This is a genomic window from Kitasatospora sp. NPDC001539 (assembly GCF_040298565.1).
GTDB lineage: Bacteria > Actinomycetota > Actinomycetes > Streptomycetales > Streptomycetaceae > Kitasatospora.
This window is the reverse complement of record NZ_JBEPAK010000030.1, coordinates 1-16505: the sequence shown is the minus strand read 5'-3', so window position 1 is coordinate 16505 and position 16505 is coordinate 1. Positions and strand designations below refer to the sequence as shown.

Annotated in this window: 12 protein-coding genes; 7 read left to right on the top strand and 5 right to left on the bottom strand. The window is 72.0% G+C overall.

Annotated features, from left to right (window positions below; translation table 11 throughout):
- The first annotated feature begins 95 nt into the window (after nt 1-95).
- From ABT247_RS08120 to ABT247_RS08100, 5 genes are all read left to right on the top strand, one after another.
- The gene (locus tag ABT247_RS08120; RefSeq protein WP_350739770.1) at nt 96-2558 is read left to right on the top strand and encodes an RICIN domain-containing protein; all 2463 of its coding nucleotides are present in this window, start codon (nt 96-98) and stop codon (nt 2556-2558) included.
- A gap of 461 nt (nt 2559-3019) precedes the next feature.
- Nucleotides 3020-4027 (top strand): ROK family protein, encoded by a 1008-nt coding sequence (locus ABT247_RS08115; RefSeq protein ID WP_350739767.1) that lies wholly within the window; start codon nt 3020-3022, stop codon nt 4025-4027.
- Complete coding sequence (locus ABT247_RS08110; protein ID WP_350739764.1) at nt 4015-4872, top strand: class II fructose-bisphosphate aldolase; 858 nt, start codon at nt 4015-4017, stop codon at nt 4870-4872. Before ABT247_RS08115 ends, ABT247_RS08110 begins: the two co-directional genes overlap by 13 nt.
- A gap of 564 nt (nt 4873-5436) precedes the next feature.
- Nucleotides 5437-7836 carry a ricin-type beta-trefoil lectin domain protein gene (locus ABT247_RS08105; RefSeq protein ID WP_350739761.1) on the top strand — a complete coding sequence of 800 codons (2400 nt, stop codon included), beginning with the start codon at nt 5437-5439 and terminating at the stop codon, nt 7834-7836.
- Between the two features lie 505 nt (nt 7837-8341).
- Nucleotides 8342-10372: a HelD family protein gene (locus tag ABT247_RS08100; protein ID WP_350739758.1), complete on the top strand. Its 2031-nt coding sequence runs from the start codon at nt 8342-8344 to the stop codon at nt 10370-10372.
- A 465-nt stretch (nt 10373-10837) separates the two neighbouring features.
- Here the strand turns inward: ABT247_RS08100 and ABT247_RS08095 are convergent, their stop codons facing one another.
- Nucleotides 10838-11827: an aldo/keto reductase gene (locus ABT247_RS08095; protein ID WP_350739755.1), complete on the bottom strand. Its 990-nt coding sequence runs from the start codon at nt 11825-11827 to the stop codon at nt 10838-10840.
- A gap of 682 nt (nt 11828-12509) precedes the next feature.
- Here ABT247_RS08095 and ABT247_RS08090 point away from each other — a divergent pair.
- Entirely contained in the window at nt 12510-12971 is a 462-nt protein-coding gene (locus ABT247_RS08090) for a DUF2199 domain-containing protein (protein WP_350739835.1), read from the top strand.
- A 268-nt stretch (nt 12972-13239) separates the two neighbouring features.
- Entirely contained in the window at nt 13240-13569 is a 330-nt protein-coding gene (locus ABT247_RS08085; RefSeq protein ID WP_350739753.1) for a deoxyxylulose-5-phosphate synthase, read from the top strand.
- Between the two features lie 22 nt (nt 13570-13591).
- Here the strand turns inward: ABT247_RS08085 and ABT247_RS08080 are convergent, their stop codons facing one another.
- The 4 genes from ABT247_RS08080 to ABT247_RS08065 all read right to left on the bottom strand — a co-directional run.
- Nucleotides 13592-14125 carry a DUF6193 family natural product biosynthesis protein gene (locus ABT247_RS08080; protein WP_350739750.1) on the bottom strand — a complete coding sequence of 178 codons (534 nt, stop codon included), beginning with the start codon at nt 14123-14125 and terminating at the stop codon, nt 13592-13594.
- 25 nt (nt 14126-14150) lie between these two features.
- The gene (locus tag ABT247_RS08075; RefSeq protein ID WP_350739832.1) at nt 14151-14711 is read right to left on the bottom strand and encodes an HD domain-containing protein; all 561 of its coding nucleotides are present in this window, start codon (nt 14709-14711) and stop codon (nt 14151-14153) included.
- Nucleotides 14712-15085: 374 nt separating this feature from the next.
- Nucleotides 15086-15562, bottom strand: coding sequence for a hypothetical protein (locus ABT247_RS08070; RefSeq protein WP_350739747.1), 477 nt, complete (start codon nt 15560-15562; stop codon nt 15086-15088).
- A gap of 115 nt (nt 15563-15677) precedes the next feature.
- Nucleotides 15678-16505: hypothetical protein (locus ABT247_RS08065; protein ID WP_350739744.1), on the bottom strand; the 828-nt coding region annotated here is incomplete at its 5' end.

Here is a 16505-nt window from a genome sequence, read left to right as displayed (position 1 = left end):
GCGCCGCCCCCCACCCCGGCCAGACCACTCTCCCGTTCCGCCACCCCCACCACGAGGGGCGCGACGGCGCGCCCCCGCACGGAAGAGGAGTACCAGTGCCAGTCGCTCGAACACGACCCGCCCGTTCCCGACTCACCCGCGCGGTGACCACCGCCGCGCTGGCCGCCCTCGCCACCTTCGCGCTGGCCGCCCCCGCCCCCGGGGCGGCGGCCGGCGCCACCACGTACACGGTTGCGGTCGGCAGGACCAGCGCCTTCCCGTACCCCGACGACACCCCGGCCGCCGGCTACACCGACAAGGACGGCACCTTCTACTTCCAGGAGTCGCATGCGCTGTACGGCGCGAACGACCCGAGGCAGTGGACCTTCTACACCGGCAAGGACTTCGACACCGCCACCCGGTCGGCCGCGATCAGCGACGCGGCCGACCCCGCGGACCCCGCCGACCGCAACAACGACACCACCTGGCGGTGCGACAACAGCCCCACCGGCCGGGAGGCCAGCAACGCCCCCCAGGGCTCCGGCTACTCCCAGAAGAACTACTGCGACCTGACCGGCGTCTGGGTCGATCCGGACACCGGCGACTGGTACGGCCTGGTGCACAACGAGTTCACCCCCCAGCCGTTCGGCGACGGCCTCCACTACGACGCCATCGACTACGCGGTCTCCACCGACCAGGGCCGGACCTGGGACATCAAGGACCACGTGATCACCTCGCCCTACAGCACCACCCGGGGCGACACCGCGGCCTTCCCCGCCCAGACCTTCGACTACGGCGACGGCGACCAGCGGCTCTTCGTGGACACCGCCTCCGGCTACTTCTACGTCTTCTACGGCTCCCGGATCGTCGACAAGGGCGGGTCCTGGGGCGACTTCATGGCGCACGCCGCGCGGTCCCCGATCTCCGCCAAGATGGCGCCCGGCAGCTGGCAGAAGTGGTACGACGGCGCCTGGTCGCAGCCGGGCAAGGGCGGCCGGGAGAGCGACATGGTGCCCGTCGACGCCGCCCACCCCAGCGGCTACGTGCCGCCCGCCGAGGAGTACGACCCGGCGAAGCCCGGCACCGTCAAGCAGCAGGTCGCGGCCGGCACCCTCACCCCGACCTCGCCGCTGTTCGCCATGAACGTCGCCTACGACGCCCACCTGGGCCTCTACCTCGGCACCCCGCAAGCCGTCGACCAGAGCGGCAACGCCCCGCAGCAGATCTACGCCACCAAGGACCTCGCCACCCAGAAGTGGACCCTGCTCGGCGACACCGGCGGCTACCGCACCGCCTCCTGGTACCGGTGGTTCCTGGACGGCGCCAGCCGGACCGGCTCCACCATCGTCGGCCGCGACTTCCGCCTCTACTGCGCGTACGGGTGCTCCCACGGCTCGTCCGGCGAGTACACCGAGCTCACCGTCGGCGCCTCCCAGCCGGCCGCCGCGCCGTTCGACCTCACCAGGACGTACCGGATCGGCAGCGGCGACGGCCGGCTGCTGACCCAGCGCCCCGGCAGCCCGGCGACCACCTCGGCGGACCGGGCCACCGGAGCCGCGCTGGAGTCCTGGTCCTTCGCGAGCAACGGCGACGGCTCCTACCGGATCTTGAACGCCGCGACCGGCGGCGCCCTCGGCGTGGACGCCTCGACCACCGCGGGGCGCGCCTGGGGCGCCGCCCTGACCGTCGGCACCACCGTCGGCGTCGGGCAGCAGTGGTTCGTCGTGCCCGCCGGCACCGGCTACCGCCTGGTCAACCGCTACAGCGGCCTGGTGCTCGGCCTCACCGCCCCCGGCACCTCGGCCGAGACCACCCCGGCCCGCTTCTGGACGGACACCAGCGGCTCCGCCGTCGGCGGCGGCCGCACCGCCGCCGCGCAGACCCTGACCCTCACTCCGACCGGAAAGGCCCCCGAAACGGTCGTGCTCACCGGCTCCGGCGACCAGTCGGGCACCGTCGGCAGGGCCGCCTCCGTCCAACTGACCGCGACCGACAACGCCGGCAAGCGGCTCACCTTCTCCGCGACCGGCCTGCCCGCAGGGCTCACCATCGGCTCCACCGGGCGGATCTCCGGGACGCCGACCGCGCCCGGGGTCTCCACCGTGACCGTCACCGCCTCCTCCGGCACCGCGCGCGCCTCGGTGTCCTTCACCTGGACCGTCAGCCCGGCCTTCAGCGGCACCCACACCCTCACCACTGGCGGCCGGGCCCTCGACGACGCCGACCGCAGTACCACCGCCGGCAACCGGCTCATCACCTGGAGCCCGACCGGCGCCGGCAACCAGAGCTGGCAGTTCCGCCCGCAGCCCGACGGCTCGTACGAACTGGTGAACGGCCTCTCGGCGATGTGCGCCGACGTCAGCGGCGGCTCCACCGATGCCGGAGCCGCCGTCATCCAGTGGCCGTGCAGCGGCGGCGCCAACCAGCACTGGACGGTCCGGCTGCTGGCCGACGGCAGCTACACCGTCGCCTCGGTCGCCAGCGGACTGCTGCTCACCGCCGACTCCGCCACCGACGGCGCCGCGGTGACCCAGCAGCCCGACACCGGCGCACCGCTCCAGCGGTGGTCGATCGGCTGACCCGGGCCCGTCCGGGGGGGAGTGACACCGGGCCCCGGGGCCGTCCCGGGGCCCGGCCGTCCCACCGTCCCCCGCTTCTTCCGTGCAGCCCCCTTCCGTGCCGAGCCCCCTGCCGTACCGCCCCTCTTGCCTACCGCCCCCTCTTCCGCGGGCACGACGACCGCGCACGACGACTGCGCACGACGACTGCGGGACGACGACCGCGCACGACCCCCAGGAGGAACCCCGATGGCCCACGTGGACGAGGAGATCGCCGGCCGGCCCGAGTGCCGGCGGCGCGCCCTCGACCTGACGCCGAAGCACCTGCCCGCCCCCGGGACCACCACCGAGGCCGCTCTGCACCCAGCGCCTGGCCGTCGGGCGGGCCACCGGCCGCGGCCTCGACCCGGACCGGCCGCGCCACCTCACCCGCTCCGTCGTCCTGGAGCGGTGGCGACCCGCAGGTGCCTCGGGGCGGCCGCATGAGCGTCATCGCGCTGGACGTGGGCGGCACGCACATCAAGGGCGCCGTGGTGGACGGCGGCGAGCTCGTCGAGGGCGCACAGTGGTCCACCCGCGCCGAGCGCGGGCCGGACGCGGTGCTCGCAGCAGTGCTGCGCTGCGCGGACGAACTGGTGACGTACGCCGTACGCCGAGGGTCGACGCCGCAGGCCGCCGGGATCGTGGTGCCGGGCCTGGTGGACGAGGCCCGCGGCACCGCCGTGCTCGCCGCCAACCTGGGCTGGCGGGACACACCGGTGCGCCGCCTGGCCGCCGAGCACCTGGGACTTCCGATCGCCTTCGGGCACGACGTGCGGGCCGGCGGCCTCGCCGAGGGCCGGCTCGGCGCCGGACGCGGCTGGCCCGACTTCGCCTTCGTCCCGGTCGGGACGGGGATCGCCGCCGCGCTGACCATCGGCGGGCGGCCGTTCGCGGGCAGCCGCGGTTTCGCGGGTGAACTGGGCCACCTGGTGGTCCGGCCCGGCGGCGACCGGTGCGCCTGCGGCAACCGCGGCTGCCTGGAGACGGTGGCCTCCGCCTCGGCGATCGCCCGCCGCTACGCCGAGGCGTCGGGCCGGACCGGGGCGAGCGCCAGGGAGGTCGCGGCCGGAGCGGAGTCGGGCGACCCGCTGGCCCGCCGGATCTGGACCGAGGCGATCGAGGCGCTGGCCGACGGCCTGGCCGCCCTGACGGTGCTGCTCGACCTGGATCGCGTCGTCCTGGGCGGCGGGCTGGCCCAGGCCGGCGACCCCTTCCTGACCCCGCTGCGCGGCGCGCTCGTCGAACGCCTCGCCTTCCGCCCGGCCCCGACGCTGGTCGCCGCCGTGCTGGGCGCCCGGGCGGGCTGCCTCGGGGCGGCCCTGCTCGCCCAGGACCTCCTGGACGGCGTCGGCACGCCCGAGGCGGCGGCGACGCCGACGCAGATCCGTCCCGTCCGGGGCGAGGAACTCGACCCGGCACATCCTCAAGGAGACCCATGCCCCTCGTAGCAACCGGGGAGATCGTCCTGTCCGCCGCTCAGGCGGGGCGCGGCGTCGGCGCGTTCAACCTCATCCAACTGGAACACGCCGAAGCCGTCGTGGCCGGGGCCGAATCCGCCGGTGCACCGGTGATCCTCCAGATCAGCGAGAACGCGGTGCGCTACCACGGCGGCCTGGCGGCCGTCGGCGGCGCGGCGCTCGCGGTGGCCCGGGCGGCCGCCGTTGCGGTGGCCGTCCACCTCGACCACGCAACCGAGCGGACCGCGGTGGCGGAGGCCGTCCGGCTGGGCTTCGGGTCGGTGATGTTCGACGCCTCGGTGCTGCCGTACGAGGAGAACGTCCGGGCCACGGCGGAGGTGGTGCGGCAGTGCCACGCCTCCGGTGTCTGGGTGGAGGCCGAGCTCGGCGAGATCGGGGGCAAGGACGGGGTGCACGCACCGGGGGCCAGGACCGACCCGGGGGAGGGGGCCGAGTTCACCGCGCGCACCGGCGTCGACGCGTTGGCCGTCGCGGTCGGCACCTCGCACGCGATGCTCACGCGTACGGCGAGCCTCGACCTGGAGCTGATCGCCGCCCTGCGGGCCGCCGTACCGGTGCCGCTGGTGCTGCACGGCTCGTCGGGCGCACCGGACAACGTCCTGGCGGAGGCGGTCGCGCACGGCATGACGAAGATCAACATCGCGACGCACCTCAACAGGGCGTTCACCGCAGCGGTCCGCGCCCGCCTCGCGGCCGACGCCGCCCTGGTCGACACCCGGGTCTACCTGGGCGCGGGCCGGGAGGCGGTGGCCCGCGAGGTGGCGCGCCTGCTCGGGATCCTGACGGTGCCCCGGGGAACTGCCGCCGCCTCCTGACCCCGCGGGTACCGCCCGCCGTTCCCGACCGGCCGACAACGGACTCGCCCACAAAGCACCGCAACCAAACGCCGGACGCGGAAATCTGCGTTCTATTTCCTTCAGAGTTGTTGATTGTTGTTGGAAGTCAGGGCTACTGTCCTCGGCAGCATGTCGGCATGTACTCGCCAGCACCCCCGTGCCGGCGTGCGCTCACGCCCGAGTCCTGACGGCCCCTCACCCCACTGCCGGCCCAGCTCAAGGAGCAGAAGCAGTCGATGAGCAGATCCCCCCACCCCTTCCGCCGGAGCCTCGCGGCCCTGGCGGCGCTCGCCCATGGGACGGTCTCGTAGCGGTCCGGTGGAGCCCCTGCCCACCCCAGGTGGGGCCCCTGCCCGCCCAGGCGGGGCCTCCGCCCACCCCGGGTGGGGCCTCCGCCCACCCCGGGTGGGGCCCCTGCCCACCCCCAGGTGGGGGCCCCGCCCACCCCACGCCGTGCCGGCCGCCCGCCAGGGTGTCCGGCACGGAGCGCCACCACGCACCACACCCACCCCTCCGCACCTCCTCCCCACCTCGGAGACGCCCATGGGCCGTCAACACCCCTTCCCCACCTGGCGCACCGCCCTGAGCGCGGCGCTCGCGCTCGCCGGCGCGCTGGGCGGCCTCACCGCACCGGCGGCCGCACAGGCCGCCGAGCCGCACGCCACCACCACCGCCGTCACGATCGACGGCACCAAGCCGGGCCTCACCTTCGACGGAGTCGGCGCGATCTCCGGCGGCGGCGGCAACTCCCGCCTGCTGGTCGACTACCCGGAACCCCAGCGCAGCCAGCTGCTGGACTACCTCTTCAAGCCCGGCTACGGCGCTTCGCTGCAGATCCTGAAGCTGGAGATCGGCGGTGACACCAACTCCACCGACGGCGCCGAACCGAGCATCGAGCACACCCGCGGCACCGTCGACTGCAACCAGGGCTACCAGTGGTGGCTCGCCGAGCAGGCCAAGGCCCGCAACCCGGACATCGTGTTCTCCGGTCTGGCCTGGGGAGCCCCCGGCTGGATCGGGAACGGCGACTTCTGGTCCCAGGACACCGTCGACTACCTGATGTCCTGGATGGGCTGCGCCGCCCAGCACCACCTGAACGTCTCCTACCTCGGCGGGTGGAACGAGCGCGGCTTCGACAAGGCCTGGTACGAGAACCTGAAGAGCACGCTCGTCGCGCGGGGCTACGGCGCCACCAAGGTCGTCGCCGCCGACGACAGCTGGGCCGTCGCCGACGCGATGGCCGCCGACCCGGCGTTCGCCAAGGCCGTCGACGTCGTCGGGGTGCACTACCCCTGCGGCTACATGAGTTCCTTCACCACCTGTCCGAGCACGCCGACCGCCCGGGCGCTCGGCAAGCCGCTGTGGGCGAGCGAGAACGGCTCCCTGGACGCCGACGCCGGCGCCCCGGCGGTGGCACGCGGCATCAACCGCGGCTACCTCGACGGGAAGATGACCTCGTTCATCAACTGGCCGGTCATCGCCGCGCTCTACCCCGACCTGTTCTTCTCCACCGACGGCATGTCGATCGCCAACCAGCCGTGGTCCGGCCACTACGGCATCGGCAGGACCACCTGGGTCACCGCGCAGACGACGCAGTTCGCCAAGCCCGGCTGGCGCTACATCGACGCCGCCGGCGGCTACCTCGGCGGCGCGCGCGCCAACGGCAGCTACGCCACGCTGAGGAGCCCGAACAAGAACGACTACAGCACCGTCATCGAGACCGTGGACGCCGGCGCCGCCCAGACCGCGAGCTTCACCGTCACCGGCGGTCTGTCCACCGGAACGGTCCACGTCTGGTCCACCGACCTCACGTCCGACGACCCGGCCAGCTGGTTCGTCCACGAGCAGGACGTCACCCCGGTCCACGGCGGCTACACCCTCACCCTCCAGCCCGGCCGGGTCTACACCGTGACCACCACCACCGGCCAGGGCAAGGGCACGGCCACCCCGCCGCCCGCCGCGCCGATGAAGCTGCCCTACGCGGACGGCTTCGACACCCCGGCCACCACCACCTCGCCGAGGTACTTCACGGACATGAACGGAGCCTTCCGGACCGTCGCCTGCGGTGGCGGCCGAGCCGGCACCTGCCTGCGACAGATGGCTCCGACCTCACCGATCCGCTGGACGGACGAGCGCTACAACGCCCCGTACACGATGGCGGGCGACAGCAGCTGGTCCAACTACACCGTGACCGCCGACACCATGTTCGAGCAGGCGGGCACCGTCGAACTCCTCGGCCGGGTCAACCAGCAGGGCCGCAACAACAACGGCCTGAACGCCTACCACCTGCGGGTCAGCGACACCGGCGCCTGGTCCATCGACAAGAGCGACACCCGCTGGAACTTCACCACCCTGGCGAGCGGCACCACCACCGCCCTCGGCACCGGTCACTGGCACACCGTCGCGCTCTCGCTCCAGGGCACCACCCTCAGCGCGGTCGTCGACGGCACCACCGTGGGCGGCGCGACCGACGGCAGCTTCACCAACGGCCGGGCCGGCCTCGGCGTGACCGGCTACCAGACCGACCAGTTCGACAACTTCGCCGTCACCCCCGGCACGCCCACCACCCACACCGGCCCGGTCGCCTCCGGCCTGCCGGGCAAGTGCGCCGGCCCCGCCGGCGACACCAGCGGTGCCGCCGTCCAGCTCCGGACCTGCGACGGCAGCGCCGGGCAGACGTGGACCTGGACCAACGGCACCCTCACCCACAACGGGAAGTGCCTCGACGTGACCGGCGCCGCCACCGCCAACGGCAGCCCGGTGGAACTGTGGGACTGCAACGGCGGCGCCAACCAGCAGTGGACGCCCCAGCCGGACGGCAGCCTCAAGGGCACCCAGTCCGGCCGTTGCCTGGACGACCCCGCCTCGGCCACCGCCGACGGCACCCCCCTGGAGATCTGGGACTGCAACGGCGGCGCCAACCAGCGCTGGACCCTGCCGTAGCGGCGGCTGACCCTGCGGGGCCCGCGACGGCCCCCACGCGACCGGTCGGGCGCCTGCGAGATCGCGGGCCCCCGACCGGTCCGCTGTGTCGGCGCTCGTCCACCGCGGCCGTTCGCCGCCCATGGCCGGCGCCCTTTCCGCCGTCCGTCTTCCAGGCGCCACTCGAACTCTCGCCGCCGGAATCCAGGGCCGGCCTTTCCCGGTGAGGCAGGAAAGCATCGACAGTGCAATGGGGAACATGCCTGAACGGCGGAATTCTGAATACCCGAAGCCGTGCGGCGGCTCATCGTCGGTGCGGGCGCGAGGACATGACCTCACCAGGTAAGTCAAGACTTACCTTCGGGAATGATCGATCGTAGGGTGTGGCTTCGATCGAAGGAGCCCCCTCTTGTCGAGAACAAACGATTCCGCCGCGCATGCGGTTGATTCCGCCGCACGTGCGGTTGATTCCGCCACGCGTGCGGTTGATTCCGCCGCGCGTGCACTCGAATCCGAGCAGGAATATGTGTCCTCCCTGTATGCCGTGCTCACCGAGCGGCTCGCCGAGGCGCGGGCAAACCGCGCGAGGGTGCTGAAGTCCCAGGCGGACAGCCCCGACGCGGCATACGAGCGAGACATCACCGCCGAGCGCCTGGCCAAGGAGATCGGCCGGCTCGAGGGCGCCGACAAGGGACTGGTCTTCGGGCGCATCGACTGGACGGACGGCACGGCCCTGCGCATCGGGCGGATCGGACTGCACACGGACGAGGACGACCTGCCCCTGCTCGTGGACTGGCGCGCCAACGCGGCGCGGCCCTTCTACGAGGCGACACCGGTCCACCCGATGGGCCTGCGGCGGCGCCGGCACCTGCGCGTCGAGGAGCGCACGGTCGCCTCGGTGACCGACGAACTGCTGGACGGGAGCGCCCCGACCGAGGAGGACGTCGTCGGCGACGGCCCGTTGACGGAGGCTCTGTCGGCACGGCGCACCGGCCGGATGCACGCGGCCGTCGCGACCCTGCAGGCGGAGCAGGACGCGATCGTCCGCTCCGCCCACCGCGGCGTGACCGTGGTCCAGGGCGGCCCCGGCACCGGCAAGACGGTGGTCGCCCTGCACCGGGCGGCCTACGTCCTGTACGCGTTCCCGCGCGCCGCCCAGGAGGGCGTCCTGGTCGTCGGCCCGAACGCCCGGTTCCTCGACTACATCTCCCAGGTCCTTCCCTCGCTCGGCGAGAACGACGTCGTCCTGGCGACCTGCCCGGAACTGGCCGGAGTGCCCACCCACGCGGCCGACCCCTTCGCCACGGCACGCCTCAAGGGCGGCGCCGACCTCGCCGACGCCCTGGCCGGCCTGCTGCGCGCCCACCAGGCCCACGCCGGTGACTTCACCGCGCGGGTCGGACAGGAACTGGTCCACCTGTCCGGCGAGGCCGTCGCCACGGCGCGCGACGCCGCCCTGGCGGCCGCAGTTGGCCACAACCCCGCCCGGCAGGCGTTCAAGGAGCTCCTGGCCGACGCCGTCGCCGACGCGATGCGACGGGACATGGGCGACCTCCTGGAGCAGATCGACGCCGATGCCGCCCGCATGACGGGCCTGGACCTCGACCGGTTCACGGGAGCCGCCCAGCGCCGCACCGAAGGCGCGCCCGACGCCGGTCCGGTCCACGAGCTGGACCTGGACGCCATCCGCGCCGACCTCCTCGCCGACGCCGACGTCGACCGAGCGGTCGAGGCGCTGTGGCCGCGACTGGCACCCGGCGACCTCGTGCAGGCGCTCCTGACGGACGCCGACGCGCTCGCCGAGTTCCTGCCCCACCTGAGCGCGCCGGAGCGCTCCCTCCTGCTGCGCGGTCCGCACGACCCGTGGACGGACGCCGACGTGGCGTTGCTGGACGAGGCGGCGAGCCTGGTCGACGGCCCCCCGGAGCGGACGTACGGGCACGTCGTGGTCGACGAGGCGCAGGAACTGACCGCCATGCAGTGGCGGATGATCGCCCGCCGCTGCCCGGCGAGGTCGATGACGCTGGTGGGTGACTTCGCCCAAGCGGGCCCGGTCGCCACGGCGCGCGACTGGAAGGAGGCGCTGAGCCCCCACCTCGGGCCGCGGTTCCAGCTGCACCACCTGACCGTCAGCTACCGCACCACACAGGAGATCCTGGAGAGCGTCCGGGACCTGCTCGCCCGGATCGCCCCGGACCAGAAGCCCACCCGGTCGCTGCGAAGCGGTGAGCACCCGCGCACCGTGACCACACCGTCCGCGGACGGGGCGGTCGCCGCCGTCCTCCGCGAACTCCACGCCCAGAGCACCGCACACCCGGGCGAGCTGCTGGGCGTGGTCTGCGCGGACACCAGGGTGAGCGAACTGACGGCCCGGGGCGTCGCTCACCACGCCCGCGTCGTGCCGGCGTCCGAAGCGCGCGGCCTGGAGTTCGACGGGGTCGTCGTCGTGGACCCCGAGGAGATCATCGCGGCCCGCCCCGGCGGGGAACGGGACCTCTACGTGGCCCTGACCCGGGCCACCAAGCGCCTGTGCACCGTCACCGTCCAGCCCGCCTGACGACCCGGCGCCCTCGCTATGTCGCAGGTCCCACCAGATCTCCCTGACGGGGGACTTCGCGACCGGTGGCTGGCTGGTCGGGCTCCTGGAACTCCGAGAACACCGGCCGGGTGGTCAGCGCCCATCTCCTCCGCCGGCGCCCCGCCCCCCTCTCCGGGGGGCGGGGCACCCGCCGTTGCGCCCTGCACCCGGCCCCAGCGCGACGCCGCGGTCCGTCCCGGTGGCGCGGGCTCCGACCTCGCCCGCAGATCCTGGACAGGCACCTCACCCGATCACGGAGCCCCAGCGCCGGCCCGGCGACGTCGAGCACGTCGGCACGCGCCGCGCGCAGCGCCACCCATGTCGTCCTGGAACCTCACCGCAGCCGCCCCCGGCCACGGTCGGCCGCCGCACACCGGGGCCCGTGCCGTGAAACACCGTGACCGTCTTCCTCACCTCACCTACTCGCGCGGCCGCAGCACCAGCTCAGCGGTTCACCGCCCGCATCCCGTCCTCGTCGTAGCGCTCGCCCGCCGCCTTCGGCACCTCGGCCTCGATGCGGGCCAGGTCCTCGTCGGTCAGCTCGACGTCGACCGCGCCCGCGTTCTGCTCCAGGTAGGTGCGTCGTTTGGTGCCAGGGATCGGCACGAGGTCCTCGCCGCGGGCCAGGACCCAGGCGATCGCCAGCTGGGCCGGGGTGACGCCCTTCTCCGCGGCGATCTCCTTCACCTTCTCCGCGAGCCGGAGGTTGGCCGCCAGGTTGGCCTCGGTGAAGCGCGGGTTGCCGCGACGGAAGTCGTCCCGGTCCAGCTCGTCCGGAGAGCTGAAGCGGCCCGCGAGAAAGCCGCGGCCTAGGGGCGAGTACGGCACGAACCCGATCCCGAGCTCCCGGCAGGTGGGCAGCACCTCGGCCTCCACGTCCCGGGTCCAGAGCGAGTACTCGCTCTGGACCGCGGTGACCGGGTGGACGGCGTGGGCGCGGCGGATGGTCTCCGCGCTCGCCTCGCTGAGCCCGATGTGCAGCACCTTGCCCTCGGCGACCAGCTCGCCGAGCGCGCCGACGGTCTCCTCGATGGGCACGGTCGGGTCGACCCGGTGCTGGTAGTACAGGTCGATGCGGTCGGTACCGAGGCGTGCGAGCGAACCGTGCACGGAACTGCGCACGTGCTCGGCGGAGCCGTCCTGGCGTCCCACCGTCGACATGTCACCCGGCACCGCGCCGTCCATCCGGTAGTTGAACTTCGTGGCGATCACGTACTCGTCGCGGTGCCCCCGGACGGCCTCGCCGACCAGGGACTCGTTGGTGAGCGGGCCGTAGACCTGCGCCGTGTCGAGGAAGTTGATGCCGAGTTCCAGGGCACGCCGGATGGTCGCGATGCCCTCCTCCTGGTCGGCCGTGCCGTAGAAGGCGGACATCCCCATGCAGCCGAGGCCGATGGCCGACACCTGGAGGTCCCGCAGACTGCGCTGGTGCATGCGACGTGCCACCCTTCCCTCTCGGATCTCTTCGCAGAGGACCTTACGGTGCCGGCGCCTTCCACGGGAGGACCGGCACGGCCGCGAGCCGGTCCCCGATCCGCTCGCCCATCGGCCGTGCCCGCCGGGCGCTGGGGTCGGGTCGCTTGGGGTGGCTGCCGGTCAGGTTGCGGGGAGTGGAGTGGGTCGGATCGGAGGCGCTGACGGACGCCGGCGGCTGACAACCCGCCGTCAGGGGTCCTGATCGAACCGCTCGAGGGATGGCTCCGTCATCCGGTTCCCTTGCGCCGGGTCTGGCGGCACGAGGTCGATCACGCCTGCCCGCCGTCGAATCGGCCGGGGGGGCGACAGCACGAGTGTAGGGGCAAGTCCACTTTTCCGGTGCTCCGTCGGCTTCACCGACATCACCTGGCACAGTCCGGACTCCAGCGGGTACTACCAGCCCGTGCTCACCGCACGGCGCCCTCACTCAGCGGGGTAGTCCAGGCTTCGGTTCCGCCTCCGACCTCCGTTCGTCCATCCGGTGACCGTTGCCGGTCAGAGCAGTAGGACGAACAGGGCGTCGCGTGGGCGCAGACACCGCCCTGAAGGGTGTCGGAGCCTGATCATTAAGCTTGCGCTTATGACCAGTGATCTCGGATTCACCTGCTCGTGCTGCGGCGAGCACCGCACACAGCTGCCGATGAACTTCTCGACCATCGCCCCGTACGTGTGGGACCCGAGCTTCGACGACGCCCCCGACTGCCTGCTCTCATCGGATCAGTGCGTCATCAAAGCACAGCACTACTTCGTCAAGGGCCTGATCGAGATACCGGTCATCGGCACCAACGACGTCTTCTCCTGGGGCGTCTGGGTCTCCCTGAGCCGTGAGAACTTCTCCCGCGCCGCAGACCTCTGGGACACACCAGGGCGCGAATCCGAGAAGCCGTACTTCGGCTGGCTGACCACCGAGCTCCCCATCTACTCGCCCAGCACCCTCAATTTGAAGACCAACCTCCGCACCAGGCCGATCGGGCAGCGCCCCCTCATCGAGCTGGAGCCCACCGACCACCCCCTCGCCGTCGAACAGAGGACCGGCATCACCCGGGAACGCGTACGCGAAATCGCCGAGGCCGTTTTCCATCAGACCAACGACGGCTCCTGACCAAGATCGGCCAGGGAGGGGACGTGAAACAGCTCTCGGAGATGAGCGAAGGCGAGTACTTCGCCTGCGTCGGCGACCGTCCCGGCATGTTCGTCGGCAGAACCCCCTTCACCTGCTGACCGCCTTCCTGGCCGGCTACCACCAGCACGCCATCCGCCACGGCGGACACGGGCTCGGCAGCGGCACGACCTCCTCGCCGGCGGGGCCGCGAGTGTCCGGCCCGGAGATACAGTCGATCGTCTCCCGTGGCCATCTCTAGGCTGGGCGCATGGCCCATGCGAAAACCTCGTACGTCTGCCTCTCTTGCCGGGCCTCCTACAAGCAGCCCTACGACAGGACGAGGCAGCGGACCTGTCCGCGCTGCACCGAGACGATGATCCACGCAGGCTCGGCCTTCGCAGCACCCCGGCGCCGGGACGTCGCAGCATGGCGAGCCCTCACGGTCCTGCTGAACGCCGGCGTGGGCTTCCACAAGAGTTGCTGCGGTGGACCCGGATACCGGCCCCGAACGCTGCGGGACATCCGCGAGCGTCTGCTGCATGCAGGGCGCACTGGCGAGCCGGTCGCCAGGGCACTCGTACTGCGAGAGCTGCCATGACGGCTCAGTGACTGCTCAAGGCTCAGTCGACCTGTACGGACGGCCCGCCCGCGCAGCCGTAGGAGACGGACCGTCCGTAGACGTCAAATGGGTGGTCAGCGGCCGATCTGACCGTGGGCGACGGCTGGGCCGAGCCCTGCCGGGAGGTTGTCGACGACGAGGCCACCGCAGCGCCCGCGGTGTGGGTGTATCCGATGACAACGGAACTTCGGGGGTTGCGGACGCGGAAGCGTCCGTCACGGAGAGGGTCGACCGAGGGGGCCCGGAGCGACCACGGGTAGCTCGTGCAGCTGCTGAAGTTCAGGCTGAAGTGGCTGATGAAGGGATAGAGCTGCTGCAGTTGCGGTTCCGCTCCCGCCGCCTTGATCAGGGACACGATGTCCGGGTAGGCGGTGCCGGGGTGCAGGACGTCGTGCCGCTCGTGATGCCACTGCCAGACGAGCAGCAACTGTTGCCAGCGTGCCTTCACGGTCTCCGCCGGTCCGAGTTCGCGGAGATCGGGAAACCGGGGCTTCGGCGGGACGCTCAGCATGGGATCGGGGGCGTCCGGGCTCATCGTCACAGGGTGCCGCCGGCCTCTCTCAGATCGGGAAGGATGCCTGGAACTCCAGGCGCTCGTCGGCCTCGTCGCCGATGCGGGAGAGGACTTCGTCGAGTGCGATGAACTCTTCCCAGACCTTCCGGCCGGTCGCCTCGGCCAGCCGAGCCACGACGAGATCCTCCAGGTCTGGAATGCGCTTGTTCTTCCAGATCTTGTCGGCGAGGCTCACCAAAAGATCTTCCAGACCGACACGCGACCCCGTCCACGATGCATGTGTCGCGGCGAAGCGGGCGAGCTCCGGGCTGACGCCGCGGCCGAGCAGAAGGGTTTGCCCCGCCTCCTCGTGCGCCGAGCCGGGCTCGGAAAGCTCGGGAACATGCACCGATTTCCCGATGTCGTGTGTCGCGGCCCCGAAGAGCACCGCCTCGCGGTCGAAGTACAAGCCAGGACAGTGCCGCTCGATCCAGTCGACCAACTGGTGTGCAACATCGTGGACGGCTCGCAGGTGGGCCGCCAGCCGCGGCGGGCTCTTCGCATCGGACAGAAGCTCCGCGACGCGATCCGGCAGTGGAAGCAGAGCTGGTTCGACGGTGCCACTCATGGCCCTCGACAACAAGGCGGTGTCTGTCGTCACCGCGTCAGGGTAGCGGCCAGGTCGTCGTTTGTGTTCGTTAAGGAACCTTCACCGAACAAACGTGATCTTGCCCGGCGAGAAAGACCCACCTGCATGGTCAACGTCTCATTCAGGGCGTCCGGTGATCCGTGCGCTGAGCCCGGGGCGGTCGGCCCCGTCGAGGGCTTACCGTACCGCGCATCCACCCGGTCACCGCGGTCCAGAGCGAGTACTCGCTCTGGACCCGGGACGTGGAGGCACCGGCGGCCAGGCCTCTGACGGGCGGCGTTGACTGATCGACAAGCCGCCTTGACCGCCCGATGTGCCCCCTCCGGCCGAGGCGTACCGAGGCGAGGTCGGTGTCAGATCCCGCTCGGCACCACGCGCATGTTGTCGAGGTGGAGGCGCAGCGCGCCGTCGACCGGGCAGCGCAGGCCGACCGACAGGCGGCGGACCTGGCCGTCCTCGGCGAGGGCGAAGGCGGCCGCCGCCTGGAACACGTCGTGACCGGTTGGACAGGTGATGTCGGCCGGCTTGCGGAAGGCCCTTGTCAGCCAGGACCGTGAAGGAGCGCCGCCCGCGAGTTCCCAGCTGGATCCGCCGGCGTAGACGTTTCCGTCCGCGATGCCGAGCGGCAGGCAGCAGCCCTCGCAGAAGTACTCGTCCGTTGTCAGCTCGAACCGGTCCCAGTCGCACGACCGGCAGACGAGGGGTGTGATCACCATGCGCCCGTGCTGCTCGGGAACAGCAGCCCGGCGCAGCAGCGACAGCAAGTCACCGTCTCCCGCCATCACCGCCTCGCCCGCCGGTCCGGTGCTCAATGCGTCTTCGGCTTTCACAGTCGGGATCCTTGCACGGCCTGGGATGGGACAGTCCGGCGGACCTGCCTTCCCATCACCGGTCGAGATCAACTGCCCAGAAACTCGCCGCCGGTAGGGATCACGTGGCAGGCATTCAGGGCCGCTTGGTAGGAGGCCATAGCTGGAGGCCTCGGCGCCACCAGGGCTCCGAAGCGGAAGGTGTGTTCTCGGTGGTGGCGGGGCCGGGGTTGCTCTCGATCGGGGCGTCCCACTCGATCAGGGCGCCGGGGAACCAGGTGACCGGTTTGGTGTCGTCACGCGCGTTGGCCCAGGCGGCGACGCGTTGAGCGGTGTCCCGGTCCGGCAGTAGGCCGTGTTCGTTGACACCCACGCCGAGACTGAGCACTGCATCGTCGTACAGGTCGTTGCAGAGCCAGCTGTGGAGCAATCCGTGGTCGTATCCGAGTACCTCCCAGCCGCGTTCGCGGCCGTCCTCCGCCACCTCCCGAGCGGCCTGGCCAACGCCCCCACCGTCGAGGTGGGCGAGCAGTACCGGCTCGTCCAGCCCGGCCGCACGGATGTCGGCGACGAAGCCGCCGACATGCTCGGAGGGCACGAGCAGGGCGTACAGGCGCGCCTCTGGGGACACCTGGAACTGGAGGCAGGCCGCCAGTGCCTCCTGCGCGGTACCGAACCAGCAGTCACCCTGCGGGAGCCGGTCACTCAAGCACTCGGACGCGGTGAGCAGCCGCTCCGACCGGGGCATGCCCGAGCCCGTAAGCCGCTCAGGCGCTGTGACGAAGTAGCCGGCGAGCAGCAGCTCGTCCGGGACGTGAACCTCGGCAGAAGGACCCTCGATCATGCCCGCACGGTACCTGACCTGCGGCGTCAGACCGATCAAACGTCGATGAGACGGGTCAACGCGGATGTCGTCCGGCAGGGGGACCGGAGGGTTGCTGGAGGCGGCCCGGATGCCGTCGAC